This window comes from Streptomyces sp. NPDC052236 (genome assembly GCF_044548015.1).
GTDB lineage: Bacteria > Actinomycetota > Actinomycetes > Streptomycetales > Streptomycetaceae > Streptomyces.
Genome location: NZ_JBIUBL010000005.1, coordinates 185,683 through 206,294, shown reverse-complemented (window position 1 = coordinate 206,294; position 20,612 = coordinate 185,683). Strand labels below are relative to the sequence as shown.

The 20,612-nt window shown below is 70.1% G+C and carries 18 protein-coding genes; 3 read left to right on the top strand and 15 right to left on the bottom strand.

What is annotated here, in order from left to right; translation table 11 throughout:
• Positions 1–41: 41 nt before the first annotated feature.
• The 5 genes from ACIHCQ_RS11455 to ACIHCQ_RS11435 form a co-directional block, all read right to left on the bottom strand.
• On the bottom strand, positions 42–215 hold the full coding sequence (locus ACIHCQ_RS11455) for a hypothetical protein (protein ID WP_399660548.1): 174 nt from the start codon (positions 213–215) through the stop codon (positions 42–44).
• 191 nt (positions 216–406) lie between these two features.
• Positions 407–1,171: a GNAT family N-acetyltransferase gene (locus ACIHCQ_RS11450; RefSeq protein WP_399660546.1), complete on the bottom strand. Its 765-nt coding sequence runs from the start codon at positions 1,169–1,171 to the stop codon at positions 407–409.
• Positions 1,172–1,230: 59 nt separating this feature from the next.
• The gene (locus ACIHCQ_RS11445) at positions 1,231–1,848 is read right to left on the bottom strand and encodes a hypothetical protein (RefSeq protein WP_399660543.1); all 618 of its coding nucleotides are present in this window, start codon (positions 1,846–1,848) and stop codon (positions 1,231–1,233) included.
• Between the two features lie 35 nt (positions 1,849–1,883).
• Entirely contained in the window at positions 1,884–2,456 is a 573-nt protein-coding gene (locus ACIHCQ_RS11440; protein WP_399660540.1) for a GNAT family N-acetyltransferase, read from the bottom strand.
• An 18-nt stretch (positions 2,457–2,474) separates the two neighbouring features.
• Entirely contained in the window at positions 2,475–4,778 is a 2,304-nt protein-coding gene (locus ACIHCQ_RS11435; RefSeq protein WP_399660537.1) for an MMPL family transporter, read from the bottom strand.
• A gap of 240 nt (positions 4,779–5,018) precedes the next feature.
• Here ACIHCQ_RS11435 and ACIHCQ_RS11430 point away from each other — a divergent pair, with 240 nt between their 5' ends.
• A complete protein-coding gene (locus tag ACIHCQ_RS11430; protein WP_399660534.1) occupies positions 5,019–5,930 on the top strand; it encodes a hypothetical protein in 912 nt (303 codons plus the stop codon).
• A gap of 689 nt (positions 5,931–6,619) precedes the next feature.
• On the opposite strand, the gene gatB is transcribed toward ACIHCQ_RS11430, so the two are convergent.
• The 9 genes from gatB to ACIHCQ_RS11385 all read right to left on the bottom strand — a co-directional run bounded on the left by gatB (position 6,620) and on the right by ACIHCQ_RS11385 (position 18,067).
• Positions 6,620–8,128, bottom strand: coding sequence for an Asp-tRNA(Asn)/Glu-tRNA(Gln) amidotransferase subunit GatB (gene gatB / locus ACIHCQ_RS11425; RefSeq protein WP_399660531.1), 1,509 nt, complete (start codon positions 8,126–8,128; stop codon positions 6,620–6,622).
• A 16-nt stretch (positions 8,129–8,144) separates the two neighbouring features.
• Positions 8,145–8,384 (bottom strand): hypothetical protein, encoded by a 240-nt coding sequence (locus ACIHCQ_RS11420; RefSeq protein WP_399660529.1) that lies wholly within the window; start codon positions 8,382–8,384, stop codon positions 8,145–8,147.
• Complete coding sequence (gene gatA, locus ACIHCQ_RS11415; protein ID WP_399660526.1) at positions 8,381–9,892, bottom strand: Asp-tRNA(Asn)/Glu-tRNA(Gln) amidotransferase subunit GatA; 1,512 nt, start codon at positions 9,890–9,892, stop codon at positions 8,381–8,383. Before gatA ends, ACIHCQ_RS11420 begins: the two co-directional genes overlap by 4 nt.
• 5 nt (positions 9,893–9,897) lie before the next feature.
• The gene (gene gatC / locus ACIHCQ_RS11410; protein WP_399660523.1) at positions 9,898–10,194 is read right to left on the bottom strand and encodes an Asp-tRNA(Asn)/Glu-tRNA(Gln) amidotransferase subunit GatC; all 297 of its coding nucleotides are present in this window, start codon (positions 10,192–10,194) and stop codon (positions 9,898–9,900) included.
• An 854-nt stretch (positions 10,195–11,048) separates the two neighbouring features.
• Positions 11,049–13,178, bottom strand: a complete 2,130-nt coding sequence (locus ACIHCQ_RS11405) for a putative bifunctional diguanylate cyclase/phosphodiesterase (RefSeq protein ID WP_399660520.1) — start codon at positions 13,176–13,178, stop codon at positions 11,049–11,051.
• A 327-nt stretch (positions 13,179–13,505) separates the two neighbouring features.
• Complete coding sequence (gene ligA, locus ACIHCQ_RS11400) at positions 13,506–15,692, bottom strand: NAD-dependent DNA ligase LigA (RefSeq protein WP_399660517.1); 2,187 nt, start codon at positions 15,690–15,692, stop codon at positions 13,506–13,508.
• 30 nt (positions 15,693–15,722) lie between these two features.
• Positions 15,723–16,757, bottom strand: coding sequence for a methionine synthase (locus ACIHCQ_RS11395; protein WP_399660515.1), 1,035 nt, complete (start codon positions 16,755–16,757; stop codon positions 15,723–15,725).
• Positions 16,758–16,807: 50 nt separating this feature from the next.
• On the bottom strand, positions 16,808–17,497 hold the full coding sequence (locus tag ACIHCQ_RS11390; RefSeq protein ID WP_399660513.1) for an SDR family oxidoreductase: 690 nt from the start codon (positions 17,495–17,497) through the stop codon (positions 16,808–16,810).
• 30 nt (positions 17,498–17,527) lie between these two features.
• Positions 17,528–18,067 (bottom strand): TIGR00730 family Rossman fold protein, encoded by a 540-nt coding sequence (locus tag ACIHCQ_RS11385; protein ID WP_399660510.1) that lies wholly within the window; start codon positions 18,065–18,067, stop codon positions 17,528–17,530.
• Between the two features lie 105 nt (positions 18,068–18,172).
• Between ACIHCQ_RS11385 and ACIHCQ_RS11380 the strand changes: the two genes are divergently transcribed.
• Positions 18,173–18,511 carry a DUF427 domain-containing protein gene (locus ACIHCQ_RS11380; protein ID WP_399660507.1) on the top strand — a complete coding sequence of 113 codons (339 nt, stop codon included), beginning with the start codon at positions 18,173–18,175 and terminating at the stop codon, positions 18,509–18,511.
• 67 nt (positions 18,512–18,578) lie between these two features.
• Entirely contained in the window at positions 18,579–19,346 is a 768-nt protein-coding gene (locus ACIHCQ_RS11375) for an alpha/beta fold hydrolase (RefSeq protein WP_399660504.1), read from the top strand.
• Positions 19,347–19,483: 137 nt separating this feature from the next.
• Here ACIHCQ_RS11375 and ACIHCQ_RS11370 read toward each other — a convergent pair whose 3' ends face one another.
• The gene (locus tag ACIHCQ_RS11370) at positions 19,484–20,308 is read right to left on the bottom strand and encodes a carbonic anhydrase (protein ID WP_399660502.1); all 825 of its coding nucleotides are present in this window, start codon (positions 20,306–20,308) and stop codon (positions 19,484–19,486) included.
• Positions 20,309–20,612: the final 304 nt, after the last annotated feature.

Below are 20,612 nucleotides of genomic sequence, written 5' to 3'. Positions count from 1 at the left end.
ATCGTCATCACGTCAGGTCACTCGACGCCCGGTTTCCGGCTCTACGCGGCGCGTGCGAAACGGGTGCTGTCCTGGCTCACCCGGCCCTCCCCCGAGTCCTTGGCGGCCCGTCTGGCGGCGCGGCGGGCCAGGCGCACCTGCCGCACGAGCCGCTGGGCCTCCGCCTCCCGGAGCAGGTCGGCCCGGCGGTACTTCTGGATCTCGTACTCGAACATCTGGTACTCCCTGGTGACGAGTGTTTCCCGGCGTCTTGCGATGCCTCGACTCTCGTCTCCCAGGGGGTCACGCCGCATCGGGAGAGTTCCGCATCTTCGCGGCGGCGGGGGCCTTAGGAGGCGCGCCCGGATGCGTAGGCGTACCTCCCGAGTGCCTTACTCCCTAGTGCCTCAGACCGGGAGTGGTCGCCTCAGGGCCGCTGCTCGTACACGTACGGAGTGGTGGTGGTGAGCGGTACGAAGCCGAGCCGCTGGAGGATCGGGCGGCTCTGGTCGGAGGCGTCGACCTGCAGGAAGCGGTAGCCGTTCGCGGCGGCGATACGGGCCCGGTGGGCGATCAGGGCCCGGTAGATGCCACGGCCACGCCAGGCGGCCAGGGTGCCGCCGCCCCACAGGCTGGCGAACTCGGTGCCCGGGTGCAGTTCCATCCGCGCCGCGCATACGGGCAGGTCACCGACCATCGCGACGGTCATCGTGACCGTGTCGGGGCTCTGCGCCAGTTGCGCGAGGAGCTGTTCGCGCAGCCGGGCGCTGCTCGTGCCGAAGGCCTGTTCATGTACGTCGGCCACGAGATCCACGCCTGCCGGATCGGTGACCGACAGCAGCCGGACGCCCTCGGGGAGGTCGGCCCGCGTGGGCAGTTCGCGGATCTCGGCGACCATCACCGTCTCGTCGGGCTCCGGTGTGAAACCGGCCGCCCGCAGGCGTGCGCCGAGGTCGTCGGGCCGGTCGTAGCCGTACAGCTTCCACTCGAAGTCGCATCCCAGGGAGGCGAAGAAACGCACCTGCCCGGCGATCGCCGCGTCGGCGGTGTCGTGGTCGAGTCCCGACCAGACGACTCCGTTCCAGTCGCCTCCTGTGCCGGTCTGCCGGACCACGTCGTCGACCCGTTCGCCCCCTCGCGGGTGCTGTCGCATCTGGTGGTCGAACAGGGTGAGTGCCTTGTCATGATCCATTCGCACATTGCAGCACCCGCGGGCCCATAGAGGCCAGCGAGTTTGTCGTGGTGGAGGGCCTACGAACCGGAGGGGGCGGGTGCTTCGGCGCTGGGCAGGCCGAGGAACAGGTCGAAGTACATGCCGATGGAGACGATCAGCCCCAGGAATCCAAGTACGACTCCGGCCACGGCGAAGGCCCGTACCCAGCCGGCCTCGGCCTTCCGCGACCAGGCGAGCACGGCCCCGCCGAGGATCAGCGCGAGCACCGCGAAGATGCCGTTGAACAGGGCCGTGGTGTGCCAGGCGTCGCCGTAGATCGCGGAGATCTGCTGGGCGGGGGTGCCGCCCTGCGAGGTCTCGATCTGGCCCATCAGTGTCTCCCGCTCGGCGGCGACCTTCCCGACCCAGCTGCCGCTGAGCGCCACGATGCCGAGACCGGCCGCGACGACGGCCGAGGCGGCGGTTCCCAGGCCACCGGAGGCGCTCGGCGGCTGCTCCTCGGCGTCGTCGTCTTCGGTGTCGTACGCATCGTCCGCCGCGTCACCCTCCGCGTCGTCCGCCTCCAGGGCGTCGTCGGCGTCGCGTTCGTCGGCCGCGGGGGCGGGCGCGGCGGATCCGGTGGGCTCCGCTACCTTCTCGGTCGTCTCCGGGGTCTCGGTCGTTTCGGTGGTCTCTTTGGTCTCACTGCGGTTCATGAGCCGCACGCTAGGTGGCCCGTATGAGAGTCGTCTTAACGACCGGTCCCCGCCCGCTCCTGTCCTTGCCGCCACTCCGGGGCCAGCACCGACCAGATCTCCGTGTTCTGCCGTACGCCTCGGTACGGGTAGCTCTCGCGCAGCACCCCGTCCCGCGTCATCCCCAGCCGCTTGGCGACGTTGATGCTCGCCGTGTTCTCCGAGGACACCTGCCACTCCACCCGGTGTATCCCTCGCTCGTTGACCGCCCAGTCGATCAGCACCCGGCACGCGCGCGTGACCAGGCCGCGGCCCGCGACGGACGGCTCCAGCCAGCAGCCTGCCTCGCAGGTGCCCGCGGCCGCGTCGAAGAGCCGGAACATCACCCCGCCGACGAGGTTTCCCTCCAGCCAGATGCCGTACAGCCGACCGCTGTCCGCGGCCTGCTTCTCCGCGTACACCTGGAGGAACGCCCGCGTCGATTCGAGGTCCGAGGTGACAGAGGGAAGCCCGACGTACTCGCCGATGTAATCCCGCCCGCGGTCCATATGGGCAAGGAACTCCTCGGCCCGCCACGGCTCCAGGGGGCGCAGTTCCGCTCCGTCGTCCCCCAGCGATATCGCGAACATCGATCGTCCTCCGGCCGGTTACGGCACGAGCTGTCGGTCTTCGCTCGCGCGCTGCTCCGGGATTTTCGCATGCGTACGGCGCTCGGGCGGTTCGATGCTGATCCGCGGCAGCCACCGGTCGAGCCACTGGGGCAGCCACCAGTTCGCGCCGCCCAGCAGGTGCATCAGCGCGGGCACGAGCAGCGTACGCAGGACGAACGCGTCCAGGGCGACGGCCGCCGCCAGCGCGATGCCGAACATCGCGATGACCCGGTCACCGCTGAGTACGAAGGCGAGGAAGACCGAGATCATGATGACGGCAGCGGAGTTGATCACGCGGCTGGTCTCGGCGAGGCCGACCCGTACCGCCCGCCGGTTGTCGCCGGTCTCCAGCCACTCCTCGTACATCCGGCTGACCAGGAAGACCTGATAGTCCATGGAGAGCCCGAAGAGGACGGAGACCATGATGACCGGCAGGAAGGGCTCTATCGGGCCCGCACTGCCCAGCCCCAGCAGTTCGCTCCCCCAGCCCCACTGGAAGACCGCGACGACGATCCCGAAGGACGAGGCGACAGCGGCCACATTCATCACGGCGGCCTTCAGCGGTATGCCGATGGAGCGGAAGGCGAGCAGCAGGAGCAGACAGCCGAGGGCGATGACGACGCCGACGAAGAGGGGCAGTTTGCCGATGATGACCTCGGCGAAGTCGTCGTAGCTCGCGGTCACTCCGCCGACGCGCACCCGCAGGGAGGTGCCGTCCGCGGCGGCGGGCAGGACATCCTGGCGCAGCCGGTCGACCAGATCGCTGGTGGACCGCGACTGGGGGGCGGAGTCCGGTACGGCGCTGAGCAGCGCCGTGTCGCCGCTGCCGTTGTACGTGACCGGGCCGACGGACTCGATGCCCTCGGCGCCTCGCAGGGCGTCGGGCAGCCTGTCCATCGCCAGCCGGTCGTCCGCGCCGTCGAGGCGGGCGACGAGGGTCAACGGCCCGTTGACGCCGGGGCCGAAGCCGTCCCGCATCAGGTCGTACGCCTGGCGAGTAGTGGACAGGGCGGGGCCGTTGCCCTGGTCCGAGGTACCGAGGTGGAGGGAGAATGTGGGCACGGCCAGCACCAGCATGACCGCCGCGGCGACGGCTCCCAGCAGCTTCGGGTGCCGTTCCACGAAGGCGGACCAGCGGGCGGCGAAGCCGGCCGGCAGCTCGGGCTGCGGGCCGTGTTCGATCAGCTGACGGCGTTCGCGCCCGCTGAGCGCCCGCATCCCGATGAAGGACAACAGCGCGGGCAACAGGGTGACGGACGCGGCCACTGTGAGTACGACGGTGAGGCAGGCGGCTATCGCGACGCCGTTGAGGAATCCGAGGCGCAGGATGAGCATGCCGAGGAGGGCGATGCAGACGGTGGCGCCCGCGAAGACGACGGCACGACCGGTGGTGGCGACGGCTTCTGTGGCCGCCTCGGCGACGGGCAGTCCGCGCCGCAGGCCCTTGCGGTGCCGGGTGACAATGAACAGCGCGTAGTCGATGCCGACGCCGAGCCCGATCAGCATGCCGAGCATCGGCGCGAAGTCGGCGACGGTCATCACATGCCCGAGGAGCACGATGCCCGCGTACGCCGTGCCGACGGACACGAGGGCGGTGGCGATGGGCAGGATGCTCGCGGCGAGCGATCCGAAGGCGAGGAAGAGCACGAGGGCGGCGATGGCCACCCCGACGATCTCGGCCATATGCGTGCCCGGCGCTTGGGTGAGCGCGACGGCACTGCCGCCGAGTTCGACCTCGATCCCGTCGGTCTCGGCGGCCTTCGCGGTGGTGACGAGTGCCTCGGCCTGGGCCAGGGGGATGGCGTCGGCCTGCTGGTCGAAGGTGACGGTGGCGTAGGCGGTGTGGCCGTCCGCGCTGATCTGACCGGTGGCGCTGGTGTCGGCGCCGGCGCTGGCGCTGGCGCTGGCGCTGGTGGATTCGCTGCCGTACGGGCTGGTGACGGAGGCGATGCCGTCGAGTCTGGCGACGTCGCGGAGCATCTGGGACATGCGCTGCTGGACGCCTGCGGCGCGGACAGCGCCGGTGCCGGTGCCGGTGTCCGTGCCGCCGTCGGCCCGGGTGCCGGTGGGCGTGGCCGTGGCCGTGTGCCAGACGATGGTGCCGCTGTCGCCGCCCTGGTCGTGGAAGCCCTCCTCCAGGAGAGCGGTGGCGCGACCGGATTCGGTGCCCGGGACCGCGTAGTCGTTGGAGTACGCCGTTCCTGCGACGATTGCCGCTGCGGCGACGCCGCCGAAGGTGAGCAGCCAGAGCAGAAGGGCTCCGAGTCGGTGCGTGATGCACCACCGCGCGATGGCTGCCAACGGAGTTGCTCCCTGGTGGTCGTGGATCTTTGACCGGGAACAGCCCGCAAAGAACTCAGTACCTGTATAAGACACTCTGGCAGCCAATGATGATCTTTTGTACCTTTCGTGGGGTTACTCACAGCGATGAAGCCGGCCCAGGACGGAGGGGCAGCAGGGCCTGTTCCGCCCTTCGGCGGGTGATGCCGGAACGGTAAATTCCCCTGTGTGCGGCGGGGGTTGTCGGTAGCGGCTGGCACGATGGGTGCCATGGAATACACGGCGGGGACCCACGAGTCGATGCTGACGCCCGGCGGCGCGGCGGCGTTTGCCCGCGCCTTCCATGACACGCCTGATCCCTATTTCGGCCGGGCCCCGGTCCAGGTGTTCGCGTATGACCCCGGCGCATCGCTCAGGGACCGGCGGGAAAGGTTCCGGGTCGTGTACGACGCGATTGTGGCCGGGATCGGGCAGCCGACGCTCTACGGCGGTTCGGTGGAAGGCCCCAATGTCCGCTGGCGGGACGGCAGAAGGCTGGTGCTGCTGGCCGGGGACCGCCTGCGTGCGCAGCTCTCGGTCCACGGCACCGAGGCGCTGGAGGGCGAGGAGCGCCGGATCTTCGAGTGGGGCGGCGCGTGGTCGGCTGACGAGCCGTACGATTTCGGTTTCCTGCCCTTCGTCTGGCAGTTGGACCGCAGCGGCCCGGGCGAGCGCCCGACCGAGCGCCCCGGCGCCCGGCCGGCGTCCAGCCTCGAACACTTCCAGGGTGCGCTGGAGGCGCTGCTCGTGGCATGGGTGGAGCAGCTTCCGGTGCAGGTCGGGGGCGACTGGGCGAGCTTCAGCGTGACCAGCGCGGCGGATCGTGGCCGGCAGCTGCTCATCTCGTACGCCTTGGGGGACGGCCTGTACATCTCGGTCGACGACCGGGACGCCGAGGACAGCCCGGAGCGGGCCGAGCTGATGCGAGCGCGCGGCTGGCACTCCCGCGACCGGGGCTGGTGGCAGACGGAATTCCCGGAGCCGGAGCGGGCGGAGGTGTCGGCGGTGGCGCGGCTGGCGGTGACGGAACTGCGGGCACGCGGCACAAGGGAGCCGGAGGAGCTACGAGCGCGCGACGTCAGCTGCAAGGACCGGGGCGAACTGTGGCTGCCGGGCCTGGGCATACGCCACTGAGCGGCGGCCCGCGCCACTGATGCGGGATGCGCCGCCGTGCGCCGATGCAGCCGCACGCCCCGAACGGTCTTGGGCGCACTGGTCCCCGGCGTACTCAACCCCAGGGCGGCGACACGCATCCTGTGCGTGGTCCGAGCCCGGGAGGCCCACGCGGCCGGAGGCCGCTCATGGACACTGCCCTGCGCGACCTGGCGACGTGGGTACGGCCAGAGGCAACCGGGGAGGCCCCGAACCATCCTCTGGTGGAGCGGGGCCCCGCACACCGGCACCGCACACCGGCACCGCACCCGGCGTCCCAGACCGCACGATCACGTCAGACCGGTCGACCCACGGTGCCGCAAGCCCGCGAGCCAACCATCACACGATCGAGCTAACTCGACCTCGTACACACTCTCCTGCGAGCAGCTGCCAACCGGCATCGGGTGGGCGTGGGCCGGGGCATTGGTGGTTGCTCCCGGTAGTCGGTTTCCCTGGCAAACCGCCAGAGGCAGCCCCACAGCTCCCCGGTCAGCGCCGCACCCGCCATGGGCGGCAACCCGCACGACCCGCCGCCAGGTCGCCATGCCGCCCGCACCACCGCAACCCGCACTCAGCCCCACCCGGCAGGCCCCCCAGGACGCCGAAGAGGCGGCCCGCACCACCCACATGCGAGCCGCCTCCTCAATACGCCCGGGTGACCCGGTTCCGCGTCAGCCCTCCGCGCCGAGCTTCTGCAGGATCAGCTCCTTGACGCGCGCCGCGTCCGCCTGACCGCGGGTCGTCTTCATGACCGCGCCCACCAGCGCGCCCACCGCCGCGACCTTGCCGCCGCGGATCTTGTCGGCGATCGCCGCGTTGCCCGCGATCGCCTCGTCGACGGCCGCGCCCAGCGCGCCCTCGTCCGAGACGACCTTGAGGCCGCGCTTCTCGACGACCGTGTCCGGGTCGCCCTCGCCCGCGAGTACGCCCTCGATGACCTGCCGGGCCAGCTTGTCGTTCAGGTCGCCGGCCGCGACGAGCGACGCGACCCGGGCGACCTGCTCCGGCGTGATCGGCAGCGCCGTCAGGTCCGTGGCGTCCTCGTTGGCGCGGCGGGCCAGCTCGCCCATCCACCACTTGCGCGAGGCGGCCGCGTCCGCGCCCGCCTCGATCGTGGCGACGATCAGATCGACCGCGCCCGCGTTGAGGATCGACTGCATGTCGTGCTCGGAGACGCCCCACTGCTCACGCAGCCGGTTACGACGCACCCGCGGCGGCTCCGGCAGTGTCGCCCGCAGCTCCTCGACCCACTCGCGGGTCGGCGCGACCGGTACCAGGTCGGGCTCCGGGAAGTACCGGTAGTCCTCGGCCTCTTCCTTCACCCGGCCGGACGTCGTGGAGCCGTCGTCCTCGTGGAAGTGGCGGGTTTCCTGGATGATCGTGCCGCCGGCGTTCAGCATCGCGGCGTGGCGCTGGATCTCGTAACGGCAGGCCCGCTCGACCGAGCGCAGCGAGTTGACGTTCTTCGTCTCGGAGCGCGTGCCGAACTTCTCCCGGCCGTACGGGCGCAGCGACAGGTTCACGTCGCACCGCATCTGCCCCTGCTCCATCCGCGCCTCGGACACGCCGAGCGCCTTGATGAGCTCGCGCAGCTCGGCGACGTACGCCTTGGCGACCTCCGGCGCGCGCGCGCCCGCGCCCTCGATCGGCTTGGTGACGATCTCGATGAGCGGGATGCCCGCGCGGTTGTAGTCGAGCAGGGAGTGGGACGCGCCGTGGATACGGCCGGTCGCGCCGCCGACGTGCAGCGACTTGCCGGTGTCCTCCTCCATGTGGGCGCGCTCTATCTCCACGCGGAAGATCTCGCCGTCCTCCAGCTGGACGTCCAGATAGCCGTTGAAGGCGATCGGCTCGTCGTACTGGGAGGTCTGGAAGTTCTTCGGCATGTCCGGATAGAAATAGTTCTTCCGGGCGAAGCGGCACCATTCGGCGATTTCGCAGTGCAGCGCGAGGCCGATCTTGATGGCCGACTCGACACCGATGCGGTTCATGACCGGCAGCGAGCCGGGCATGCCGAGGCAGGTGGGGCAGGTCTGCGAGTTGGGCGGCGCGCCCAGCTCCGTCGAGCAGCCGCAGAACATCTTGGTCTTGGTGCCGAGCTCGACATGGACCTCAAGGCCCATGACGGGATCGTAGGCGGCGAGGGCGTCTTCGTACGACACCAGTTCAGTGACGGTCACGGTGAAACTTTCCCTCTCAGCCCAGCAGGACGTCGTCGTCGCCCAGGCGCTTCAGCTCGCGGTAGAGCAGAGCCAGGCCGGTGACGATGGCGGCAGCGGATACGGCGGCGTCGATCAGCCGGAGCGTGTCGCCCTCGTCGCGGGCCTTCCTGGCCTGCTTGAAGACGCTGATCGCACCGAAGGCGGTGGTGCCGATGGACAGATACGTACCGGTCTTGGACTTCTTGAAGCCCTTGGCCTTGGCCAGCGTGCTCACAGCGACGGAGCCTCCTCAAGCAGCGGATGGCCCCACTTTTCCACGAAGGCGGCCTCGACCGCGGCTCCGACCTTGTAGAGCCGGTCGTCCTTCATGGCGGGAGCGATGATCTGGAGGCCGACCGGCAGGCCGTCCTCCGGCGCGAGCCCGCAAGGCAGCGACATCGCGGCGTTGCCGGCCAGGTTGGTGGGGATGGTGCACAGGTCGGCGAGGTACATCGCGACCGGGTCGTCGGCGCGCTCGCCGATCGGGAAGGCAGTGGTCGGCGTGGTCGGCGAAACGATCACGTCGACCTGCTCGAAGGCCTTCTCGAAGTCCCGGGTGATCAGCGTCCGCACCTTCTGGGCGGAGCCGTAGTACGCGTCGTAGTAGCCGGAGCTCAGCGCGTACGTACCGAGGATGACGCGGCGCTTGACCTCGGCGCCGAAGCCCGCCTCGCGGGTCAGCGCGGTGACGTCCTCGGCGGACCTGGTGCCGTCGTCGCCGACGCGCAGGCCGTAGCGCATGGCGTCGAAGCGGGCGAGGTTGGACGAGCACTCGGACGGCGCGATCAGGTAGTACGCCGACAGGGCGAGGTCGAAGGACGGGCAGTCCAGCTCGACAATCGTCGCACCGAGCGACTTCAGCAGCTCGACCGATTCGGTGAAGCGCTGGACGACACCGGCCTGGTAACCCTCGCCGGAGAACTGCTTGACGACGCCGACGCGCATCCCGGCCACCGAGCCGTTGCGCGCGGCCTCGACCACCGGCGGGACCGGGGCGTCGATGGACGTGGAGTCCAGCTCGTCGTGGCCGGCGATGACCTCGTGCAGGAGCGCCGCGTCCAGGACCGTACGGGCGCAGGGCCCGCCCTGGTCGAGGGAGGACGAGAACGCGACCATGCCGTAACGGGAGACGCCGCCGTAGGTGGGCTTGACGCCGACCGTGCCGGTGACGGCGGCGGGCTGGCGGATGGAACCGCCGGTGTCCGTGCCCATGGCGAGCGGCGCCTGGTACGAGGCGAGGGCGGCGCTGGAACCGCCGCCGGAACCGCCGGGGACCCTGGTCAGGTCCCACGGGTTGCCCGTCGGGCCGTACGCGCTGTTCTCGGTGGAGGACCCCATGGCGAACTCGTCCATGTTGGTCTTGCCGAGGATGATCACGTCCGCGGCCCTGAGCCTCTTGGTCACCGTCGCGTCGTACGGCGGGATCCAGCCCTCAAGGATCTTGGAACCGACCGTGGTCGGCATGGTCTGCGTGGTGAAGATGTCCTTCATCGCGAGGGGTACGCCGGCCAGCGGGCCGAGCTTTTCGCCCGCGGCGCGCTTGGCGTCGACTGCGCGCGCCTGGGCGAGCGCGCCCTCGCGGTCGACGTGCAGGAAGGCGTGCACCTTCTCGTCGACGGCCTCAATCCTGGCCAGGTGGGCCTCGGTGACCTCGACGGCGGTGAGCTCGCCTGTGGCGATCTTCTCGGCGATCTCGGCGGCGGTGAGCCTGATGCAGCTCTCGTTGTTGCTGATGGCCGTCATGGTGATTAGTCCTCCCCCAGGATCTGCGGCACCTTGAAACGCTGCTGCTCCTGGGCAGGGGCTCCGGAGAGCGCCTGCTCGGGGGTGAGCGACGGACGGACCTCGTCCGCGCGCATGACGTTGGTCAGCGGCAGCGGGTGGGAGGTCGGGGGCACGTCTTGGTCGGCGACTTCGGAGACGCGGGCGACCGCGCCGATGATGTCGCCGAGCTGTCCGGCGAAATGGTCGAGCTCGTCGCCGGACAGTTCCAGACGTGCCAGCCGGGCGAGGTGGGCGACCTCCTCGCGCGTGATGCCAGGCATGCAGCGATCCTCAGGGTGAGAGTGTGTGGTTTGAGCCCAATCCTATGGGGCGCGGGCCTCCGGCCACTAAACGGATTCCCGAGGGGCCGCCGCGAGGGCCGCCGCCCCGGCTCCCCCGGGCCTGGAACCCGGCTCCGCCGTGGCTGCGGAGGGTGCTTCGGAACAGGCTTCCGATCAGGCCTGGGACCCGGCCTCGGGCGGGCCTCCTACCGTGCCGAGCCCGGCCCCGGCTCGGCCCCGACCCGGCCCCGACCCGGTCGTGCGCCCGGGCTTCGGCCCCTCTCTGGCCCCACCCCGGACAAGGCCTGGGTTCCGGCCCGCCCCCGCCTTGACCAGCCTGCCCCAGGCCCGGAACGCCCCCCGAGGAGCGTGCACCGTGTGCAGATGGCTGCCCGGACCGGGGCCTACGCCCTGGCCTCGCACCGGATCCGCCGTGGCTTCGGAGGGGCTTCCGTTCCGGCCCCGGACACTCCGGACGGGGATCCCGCCAGGCCGGGCCCAACCGAGCCGTACGCCCTGTCCTGGGTTCCGCCACGACCCTGCGGGGGCCTGCGCACTGGCCTGGAATTCGCCACAACAGGGCGGGATCCTGCTCACTGGCCTGGGATCCCGCCTCGGACGGGCCTGCGCCCCGCCACGCAGCGACTGGCCTGCGCACCTCTTCGGATCTGTCCGACCAGAGCCTGTGCCTGGCCTCAGATCCAGCTCCGCCTTGGCTTCGAAGGGGGCCACGCAAGGGCTTCGGGACCCGTGCCCCGGCCTCGGGGCGGGCGTCGCATCCGGCACCGGGACCCTCCGGGCTGGGCCGCGAACCCGTCTCGCCCGCTCCCCGGACCCGTCCGCCGTCAGCGCCGTCAGTTCAGCGCCGTCAGTTCAGCACCTGGCCCTGGGGGCTCGTCCGCCTCCGAGCCCGCCGGCAGCCGCGCCGGGCGGTGCCAGCCTCGCTCGCCCCTGGCGCGCAGCCACGCGGTCGTCTCCTGCGGCGGCATCGCCGCCGCGACCAGCCAGCCCTGCACGGCGTCGCAGCCCAGGTCCCGCAGCCGCTCCCACGTCTCGTCGTCCTCGACGCCCTCCGCGACCACCAGCAGGCCCAGCGAGTGGGCCAGGTCCACCGTGCAGCGGACGATCTCCGCGTCCTCGTTGTCTATGGCGAGCCGGGCCACGAAGGAACGGTCGATCTTGAGCTCGCTCACCGGGAGGCGGCGCAGGTGCACCAGCGAGGAGTAGCCCGTGCCGAAGTCGTCCAGGGACATCCGCACGCCGTGGTCGGTGAGCCCGGCGAGGGTGTCCGCGGCGCGCTGCGGGTCCTCCAGGAGGACATGCTCGGTTATCTCCAGCTGAAGGGAGCACGGCGGCACACCATGGCGGGCGAGGCGCGCCGCGACGGAACCGGCGAAGCCGGGGGTGTGGACGTCGCGCGGCGAGACGTTCACCGCGACCGGGACGTTCAGGCCCTGCGCGCGCCACCTGGCGACCTGCGCGAGGGCCGTGTCCAGTACGTACTCGGTCAGATGCGGCATCAGGCCCGAGGACTCGGCAATCGCGATGAACTCGTCCGGAGGGACCCGCCCTCGCTCCGGGTGGACCCAGCGGACCAGGGCCTCCAGGCCCGCGACATGGCCGTCGAAGCCCACCTTGGGCTGGTAGTGCAGCTCCACGTCACCGGCGTCCAGCGCGCGCCGCAGGTCGCCCAGCAGGCCGAGCCGGTCCGGGGTGTTGCGGTCGCGCTTGGACTCGTACACCTCGACGCCCGTACGGTCCCGCTTGGCCTGGTACATCGCAACATCCGCGCGGCGCAGCAGCCCCTCCGCGTCCAGCGCGTGGTCGGGGAAGACGGCGACACCGGCGCTCGCCTCCAGCACCAGCGTGAGCCCGTCCAGGTCGAGCGGCGAGGACAGCTCGGCCACCAGATGGCGGGCCACGCGCTGGGCGCTGGTGGTGGAGTCGGCTGTCGGGAGCAGTACGGCGAACTCGTCGCCGCCGAGGCGCGCGGCCTCGGCCCCGCGAGGCAGGGCCAGGCGCAGCCGGTCGGCTATCTGGAGGAGCAGCCGGTCGCCCGCGAGGTGGCCGAGTGTGTCATTGACCGACCGGAACCGGTCGAGGTCTATCAGTACGAGAGCGGATCGCGCCCCGCTGCCCTCGGCGTCCTCCAGCGCGGCCCAGGTCCGCTCCAGCAGCCACTGACGGTTGGGCAGCCCGGTGAGCGGGTCGCGCAGTTGCTCCTCGGCCCTCGCCCTGGCTATCCAGAGCGTGGAGTCCAGGGCGATCAGCGGGACCGCGAACAGGGGCAGCAGCAGCGGCAGGGCGGTGGCGACCACGCAGATCAGCGGAGCGATGCCGAGCAGGGCGACAGCGACAAGCCCCTGCCTCAGCACGGCCGTACGGGCGGCGGTGGGCAGCCCGCCGCCCGGCGGCGCCAGCGCGTACCAGAGGAGCAGCCGGGTGACCGCGAGATAGGCGGTGGCCGCCAGGATCACTTGAGGCCCGGCCTCGACGTCCCACTCCAGGGGGTTCCAGGGCTCCTCGACGGTGGGCATCACCCCGAACACCGCGAGGACGAGCGCGGCGCCGCCGATGCCCAGTATGTCGATGGCACCGTGCAGGACGCCCTGGCGCCAGCGGTGCCTGCGGGCAGCTCCCACCAGGACGACGACGGCCAGACTCACCAGACCGGCCGGCACCCAGCCGAACAGCAGGAGCACGGCGAGCGTGAGCGCGGCGCCGGAACCGGTGCCGCCCCACCAGCGGTCACGGCCCAGCGCGACAAGGTGGCCTACGACGATCCCGGTGAGGACAGCGAGCGCCCAGCCCACCGTGGAGGTGGGGAAGAGCGCGTTGCCCGCGCGCACGGTCCCTACGATTCCGGCGGCGAGCACCGCCGCGGCGATCACTCCAATGGCCGCGGGCAGGCTCGAACTCATGCCCGTAAAGGCCGCCCATCCACGCGGCCGTGAGACCGGGGCGGCGCTCTCGGTCGGTTTCATTCCCGTCCCTCTCACAGCCGGCAGTGCCGATGCCTCGCGATGGCTCGCGTTGTCATGCCACCACGACTGAAAACCCACTACGCAGCCGTGCACGACAGGCGCACGTCTCAACAGTAGGCCGCAGCAGGCTCCGACGGGCAGCGCTCTACAGCTCTTGCCCGAATGCGACCCGGCCACCCTTATCCATCTGGTATGCGCTGAACGGGTGACCTGTACCGGTCGTTGAGAGGCTGATTCCCGCGTCCGAAACCAGCCCCGCACGCCCCCTGCAGCCCTCCGCGCAAGCCCCTTCCAAGCCCCGCGCACGCCCCCCACTTTCACGTCCCGTCACGCCTCCGCGGGCACAGCGGCCTCACGCGCCGCGTCAGGCCCCTGTTCGAGCAGTACGGTGAAGCCCTGCTCATCCAGCACCGGAACCTTCAGCTGCATTGCCTTGTCGTACTTCGAGCCGGGGTTCTCGCCGACCACAACGAAGGCTGTTTTCTTCGAAACGGAACCGGCCACTTTCGCTCCGAGGCTCTGGAGGGCCTCTTTTGCGCCATCCCTGGTGTAGTTCTGGAGAGTTCCGGTCACGACGACGGTGAGTCCCGCCAGCGGACCCGGCCCTGCGTCCTTACCTGCGTCCTCGTCCTCCATCCGGACGCCCGCCGCCCGCCACTTGCGCAGGATCTCGCGGTGCCAGTCCTCCTCGAACCACTGTTTGAGGGTGGCCGCAGTGGTCTCAGCGACGCCGTCCACCGCCAGCAGTTCTTCCACCGAGGCCTGCTCGATCCGCTCGATCGAGCGGAATTCCCGGGCCAGCGCCTCGGCCGCCACCGGGCCGACATGACGGATGGACAGTCCCGTGAGGAACCTGGCCAGCGGGCGCCGCTTGGCCGCCTCGATGCTCTCCAGCATCGCCGCGGCGTTCTTCTTGAGCTCGCCCTCCTGGTTGGCGAAGACCGTGACGACCTTCTCCTCGCCCGTCTTCGGATCGCGCTTCGGCAGTCCGCTGTCCTGGTCGAGGACGTACGCCTTGATCGGCAGCAGCTGTTCCGGCGTGAGGTTGAAGAGATCGCCCTCGTCGGTCAGCGGCGGCGTCGACGGCTCCAGCGGCTGGGTGAGCGCGGTCGCCGCCACATAGCCGAAGTTGTCAATGTCCAGCGACTTGCGGCCGGCGAGATAGAAGAGGCGCTCACGCAACTGGGCCGGGCAGGAGCGGCTGTTGGGACAGCGCAGATCGACGTCGCCCTCCTTCATGGGCCGCAGCGCCGTCCCGCACTCGGGACACTCCGCGGGCATCACGAACTCCCGCTCGCTGCCGTCCCTCAGATCCACAACCGGCCCGAGGATCTCCGGGATGACGTCACCGGCCTTGCGCAGCACCACCGTGTCGCCGATGAGCACACCCTTGGCCTTGACCACGTCCTGGTTGTGCAGGGTGGCGAACTCGACCTCGGAACCCGCCACCGTGACCGGCTCGACCTGGGCGTACGGCGTGACTCTGCCCGTACGGCCCACGCCCACGCGGATGTTGACCAGCTTGGTGTTGACCTCTTCGGGGGCGTACTTCCACGCGATCGCCCAGCGCGGTGCCCGCGCGGTGGAGCCGAGCCGCCCCTGCAGCCGGATCTCGTCCAGCTTGACGACCACGCCGTCGATCTCGTGCTCCATGGAATGGCGGTGCTCGCCGAAGTAGGCGATGAACTCCCGTACGCCCTCCAGCGAGTCGACCACCTTGTAGTGCTGGGCGGTCGGCAGGCCCCATTCGCGCAGCAGGTCATACGCCTGCGAGAGGCGCTCTATGTCGAAGCCCTGACGTGCGCCGATGCCGTGCACCACCATGTGCAGCGGCAGCGTCGCGGTGACCTTGGGGTCCTTCTGGCGCAGCGAGCCGGACGCGGAGTTGCGCGGGTTGGCGTACGGCTGCTCCCCGGCCGCCACCCGCCGGGCGTTCAGCTTCTGGAACTTGTCCATCGGGAAATAGACCTCGCCGCGGACCTCGACGAGATCCGGGATGCGGTCGCCCTTGAGTCGGTTCGGGATATCGGCGATCGTACGGACGTTCGGAGTGATGTCCTCGCCGACCCGGCCGTCGCCGCGGGTGGCCGCGCGCGTCAGCAGCCCCTTCTCGTACGTCAGGTTCACGGCGAGGCCGTCGACCTTCAACTCGCACAGGAAGTGGTAGTCCGGGGAACCCACGTCCTTGGCGACCCGCTCGGCCCAGGCAAGCAGCTCGGCCTCGTCGAAGGCGTTGTCGAGGGACAGCATCCGCTCGCGGTGCTCGACCTTGGCGAGCTCTGTTTCGTACTGTCCGGCGACCTTCTGGGTCGGCGAATCGGGCGTACGCAGGCCGGGGTACTGCTCCTCCAGCGCTTCCAGCGTGCGCAGCAGCTTGTCGAACTCCGCGTCGCTGACGACCGGGCTGTCCTTCACGTAGTACCGGAAGCGGTGCTCCTCGACCTGCTCGGCGAGTTGGGCATGCTGCTCCCGTACGTCGGCGGGCAGTGCCGTCTGCTGTTCGTCGCCAGCCATCGTTCTGTCCTCCCGTATCCCAAGCACCCGTTACTCAGGGTTGTCCGCGAGTGACCTCGCCGCCCGGACGCAGTGGGCGAGCGCCGCGCGGGCATAGGCGGGCGAAGCGCCCGCGAGCCCGCACGACGGGGTGATCACCACGGACTCGCTCAGAGTCCCCGGATTCAGCCCCAGCCTGCGCCACAGCGTTCTGACACCCATGACGCTACCGGCAGGGTCTGACAATGGGGCGTCGGTACCCGGCACGATGCCGGCGAACAGCTGCGTACCGCCCTCCACCGCCTCACCGATCGACTCTTCGTCACGCTCGGTGAGCAGAGCGAAATCGAGCGAGATGCCCGAGGCCCCTGCCCGGCGCAGCAGCTCGATCGGCACGTCCGGCGCGCAGGAGTGGACGATGACGGGCCCCTCACTGACCTCGGTCACGCCCCCGATCACGTCCCGCAGCGTGGATTCGACCAGCTGACGGTCCACCGCCCGGTAGGTGCGGTACCCGCTGGCGGTCCTGACGTGCCCGCGCAGTACGGCGGTGAGCGACGGCTCATCGAGCTGGAGCACCACCTGCGCGCCCGGCACCCGGCGGCGTACGTCCGCGAGATGGGCGCGCAGCCCCTCCGTGAGCGAGGCCGCCAGGTCCCGTACGGCGCCCGGGTCGCCGAGCGCCGCCTCGCCGCCGCGCCGCTCAAGGCCGGCCGCGAGGGTCCACGGCCCCACCGCCTGGACCTTCAGCGGGCCCTCGTAACCCTGGGTGAACTCCTCCAGCGCGTCGAGGTCCTCGCCGAGCCAGGAGCGGGCGCGGCGGGTGTCGCGGCCCGGCCGGTCGCTGACGCGCCAGCCACTGGGCTCGACGTGCGCGTACACCTCGACCAGCATCCCGATGGTGCGCCCGGTCATGTCGGCGCCGGGCCCGCGGGCGGGCAGCTCCGCCAGATACGGAAAGTCACCGAAGGAGCCGATGACGGTCTTGGCGGCCTCGCGCGCGTCGCCGCCGGGCATGGACCCGATGCCGGTGGCGGGGCCCCACTGGAACTCGCTCTTGTCGCTGTTGCCGCTGTTGTCGCTCACTCAGGCAGGGTAGTCCCGCTGGTCGGCTGACCAGGCCTTACCGCCCCGCCCTACCGCCCCGGCCGCACCGTCAGGTCGTTGATCTCCGCGTCACGCGGCAGGTCGATCGCCGTCAGGATCGTCGTCGCGACCGAATCCGGGTGGATCCAGCGGGACTCGTCGTACTCCTTGCCCTCCTGCGAGTGCACCTTGACCTGCATCGGGCTGGCGGTACGCCCCGGATAGACCGAGGTCACGCGTACGCCATTGCCATGCTCTTCATGGCGCAGCGCGTCGGCGAGCGCCTTGAGGCCGTGCTTGGACGCTGCGTACGCGCCCCATTGGGCATGGGCGTTCATCCCCGCGCCGGAGTTGACGAAGAGCACATGCCCGCGAGCGGCCCGTAGTTGGGGCAGGAAGAGCCGGGTCAGTTCGGCGGGAGAGATCAGATTGGCGTTGAGCTGCTGATGCCAGGTCTTGGGGCGCAGCTCGATGATCGGGCCGAGGTCGACCACGCCCGCGATGTGCAGGAGGGAGTCCAGGCGGTCCGGCATGGGCTGCTGGCCCAGGGCCCAGGAGATACGGTCCGGGTCGGCCAGGTCGGCGACGAGCGTACGGGCGCCCTCGTACCGGGCGGCGAGTTCCTTGGCGCGCCCGGCGTTGCGCGCCAGCAGCACGAGGTCGTCGCCGCGCTCGTGCAGCCGGCGCGCGACGGCCGCGCCGATGCCGGAACCTGCTCCAGTGATCAAATGTGTAGCCATAGGGCCATGCTCGCACTACCGCGCGCCTCGCTACCGCACGCCTGCGGACTCCTCCAGATACGCGAGGGCCGCGACCCCGTCCTCCGCGAAAAACACGAGATCAGTCAGGGGCAGCGGCAGGAAGCCCTCCTCGTCCATCCGGCGGAACTGCTGCTTCAGCCCGTCGTAGAACCCGGCGGTGTTGAGCAGCACCACCGGCTTGGTGTGGATACCGTGCTTCTTCAGCTCCAGGATCTCGGTGGCCTCGTCCAGCGTCCCCGTACCCCCGACCATGATCACGACCGCGTCGGCGCGGGCGATCAGCTCCGCCTTGCGCTCGGCGAGGTTCCTGGCGACCACCATCTCGTCGGCGCCGTCCCGCACCTTGGCCGAGAGAAAGTCCACGGACACGCCGACCAGCCGGCCGCCCGCCTCCTGCACGCCGTCCGCGACGACCTTCATCAGCCCGACGTTCGAACCGCCCCAGACCAGGGTGTGCCCGCCTTTGCCGATCAGCTCGGCGAATTCGCGGGCGGGGCGGGTGTAGCGATCGTCGAGATCGGCGGCGGAGAGGAAGACGCAGATATTCATGGGGCTACGGTACGGTCCGGCTCCGACAGCCGGAAGAATCGGCCAGCTTCTGACGCTGCACCAAGGAGGGCCATCGCGGTCATCACCGAAAGGATTCCGACAGTCATGACAGAGACACACAAGGGCCACCGCATCACGGTGGAGCAGGGCACCGACCATGTACGCGTCGTGCACGACGGACTACTCCTCGCGGAGAGCCGACGCCCGCTGCTGCTGCGCGAGACCGGGCTGCCCGTTCGCTACTACCTCCCGCCCGCCGACGTACGCACGGATCTCCTCACGCCGTCGGACACGCACACGCACTGCCCGTTCAAGGGCGACGCCGATTACTGGTCGCTGCCGGACGCGGCCGATCTGGTGTGGGCGTACCCCGAGCCGAAGGCGGAGGTCGCCGAGATCAAGGACCATTTCTGCTTCTACGACACCGAGGTCGTCCAGGACTGACGTAGGAATCTTCAGAATTCTGCTCGCGGCGCGATGAGTTCCGCGACGGCCACGAGTCTCCCCTCTTATGGCGAACAAGACGAAGTCGGGAGACGGCACGTTCATCGCGTACGAGGAACAGGGCGACGGCCCACCGGTGGTGCTGGTCGGCGGCGCCCTGTGCACGGCGGCGACGGACGCGCCGCTGGCCGCGCGGCTCGCCTCCCGGTTCACCGTGTACACGTACGACCGGCGGGGACGCGGCGCGAGCGGTGACACCGCTCCGTACGCGGTGGAGCGCGAGATCGAGGACCTCGCGGCGGTGATCGCGGCGGCGGGCGGCAGGGCGTCGGTACACGGCATATCCTCGGGCGCGGTACTGGCGCTGAGGGCGGCGGCCTCCGGGCTGCCGATCACTCAGCTCTCTGTCTACGAGCCGCCGTTCCACCTGGACGCGCCGCCGACGACGTACGGCAGCGAACTGCGCGAGCTGGTCGCCCGGGGGCGGCCCGGCGATGCGCTCGCGCTCTTCCTGAGGAGGGTCGGGACGCCTCAGGAGGCACTCGACGGGATGCGTCGGGCCCCGATGTGGGCGGGCCTGGAGGCGGTGGCGCACACGCTCGTCTACGACGACGAGGTGATGGGCAGCGGACAGGTGCCGGTGTGCGTGCTGACCTCGGTCACCCAACGCGTCCTGATCCTCGACGGCGGCGCGAGCCCGGCGTGGATGCGGGAGGCGGCGCACGTGGTGGCCAACACGGTCCCGCGCGGCCGGCACCACACGCTGACCGGCCAGACGCATGAGGTGGCTCCGCAGGTGCTGGCACCGGCGCTGACGGAGTTCTTCACCAGCTGAGCGCCCAGCCGAGGTGGCCGGAGACGTCGGCACCGGCTGAACCACGGAGTGGCCTGCTCACCGTCAGCGAGCAGGCCACCTGTCGAATGCGGGAAGGCCGGGCGGAACCGCGTCACCTCCTCACGGTCAGTTCACGCTCAGTCCTCCACGACGGTGAGCTTTCGGTCGTTCAGGGGCTGGACCGGGCGGTTGCTCTTCGGGAACAGCTCGCGGTACTTGGCGGTCTCGGCCGGAGAGACCTGGACCGGGTCCTTGAGAACGGTCCACTTGACGCCCTCCGCGCAGGGCGGGGTGGTGAGCGAGCCTTCGTAGCGGTACTGGTCGCGGTCGCCGGGCAGGAACTTGGTCAGGTCGATCGCCTCAGTGATCTTCGCCGTGCCGCCTTCCTCGGCCGGCAGTTTCTTCCAGAGGTCCCCGAACGCGGAGGTGCCGGTCTTCTCCTCCATCAAGACGCCCAGGACGGCGAGGTTGCCCTTCTTGTCGGAGTGGACGAAATGCATCTCCATCGCGGCGTGGTGGCCGTCCTCGGTGTGCTCGCTCGGAAGGTGAAAGTGGAACTGCTTCAAATCGTAGGAAACGCCGTCAATGACAATCCTGCTTCCCGCCGAAACGGTGGCCTGCACCGTGTGGCCGTTGTTCACCAGTTCGGCGGTCACCGGTCTGTAGTCGACGGTGATCCCCTTGTTGACCGCGACTGCGGCGCCTTCGGTCAGGTCCACCGGAGACTGCTCACGGCCTGTCTCGCAGGCCTCGAAATCCTCTTCGAGGGTGGCCCAGTTCGCCGGCCCGGCAGCTCCTTCGTAACTCCAGTGGGCGCCCTTTGGCTTGTCTTTGGACTGGGGCGAGGCGGACGCGTGCGCGGCGGGGGTCGAATCCGCCTTCGCATCACTGCTGTTGTCACTGGTGCCGCAGGATGTGGCCGCGAATACCGTGAGGGTGGCGACTCCGGCTATCGCAGCCATACGTATGAGCTTCGGCGACATGTTGAATACACCTCAAAGAAATGATGGTTGGGGAAGCCGGTGGCATGTCTCCGTTGTGGACATGCCGATCCGGCGGGACAGCGCATGACAGAGCAGCTGACCAAGGCTGGGGAAATTTCGCGTCGTCCCGGCGCGTGGGCGTACGGAACCTGCCCCGGGCATCGCCGGGGAAGGGTGTTCCGTGATCAGCCAGAGGGTGTGTGGCGACGACGAGGACAAGCAGCTTGTGCCACGGCCTCTAAGCAGGCACCCGTCTCACCGGGCGAATCCGCAGCGCGGCCGC